At 40.6% G+C, this 574-nt stretch carries 1 protein-coding gene and 1 pseudogene; one reads left to right on the plus strand and one right to left on the minus strand.

The window, feature by feature from the left end; all coding sequences use genetic code 11:
• The first annotated feature begins 87 nt into the window (after positions 1 to 87).
• Positions 88 to 273 (plus strand): hypothetical protein, encoded by a 186-nt coding sequence (locus IQR33_RS16040; protein WP_005377915.1) that lies wholly within the window; start codon positions 88 to 90, stop codon positions 271 to 273.
• On the opposite strand, the pseudogene IQR33_RS16045 reads toward IQR33_RS16040, so the two are convergent.
• Positions 266 to 574, minus strand: a pseudogene (locus IQR33_RS16045) (XRE family transcriptional regulator); the annotation flags it as partial. The gene IQR33_RS16040 and the pseudogene IQR33_RS16045 overlap by 8 nt on opposite strands.

The following is a 574-nucleotide window of genomic DNA, read 5'->3' on the forward strand; positions in this document are numbered from 1 at the left end:
TAGCTACAGGATGCTTGGTTCAACGAGAATGGTTTCTTTGTAGAGGAAGCGAGAGAGGCTTTGGGAGGAACAACGAAGGAAATCAGCATGTTAAAAATAACGAAAGTAGATGCTGAACAGGTATTATTCGAAATAAGCCCAAAACACTTTAAGTCTGAATTAAGAGCAAACACCGCTGAATGCCCTACTTACAAAGTATTTGCTGTCTTAGGCTTTTTCTTTTGCAACGCCCTTTCAGAAACTCTCTTCAAAAAAGGCTCAAAATCTATATAGATAGGCTTGGCTTATCACCTGCAGCTGCGATGGCATAACGAATATCATCAATAAATCGCCCCTCTGTCTCAATAATGCCGTCAGAGAATGTGACTGGCTGATGTGGCCCAGCAAGTAGAACAATATTAGTAAAATCAGAGACATTAAAGTTCTCTGCTACAACATTTTTGGAATGAAAATCGATGACGGTCTTTGCGACTTGATCTTCCAGTAACAAAAGCTGTTCTTCGGTAATTTTCATACGCGCCAAAGCAACGCGAACACACTTATCGTGGGTAGTCGTCTGCTCTTTTATGATTTC

The sequence above is a fragment of the Vibrio sp. OPT46 genome, assembly GCF_015163535.1.
Lineage (GTDB): Bacteria > Pseudomonadota > Gammaproteobacteria > Enterobacterales > Vibrionaceae > Vibrio > Vibrio alginolyticus.

Bases quoted from the DNA above. Each gene is read 5' to 3' on its own strand.
- IQR33_RS16040 (WP_005377915.1), top strand. From the start codon at position 88: ATGTTAAAAATAACGAAAGTAGATGCTGAACAGGTATTATTCGAAATA.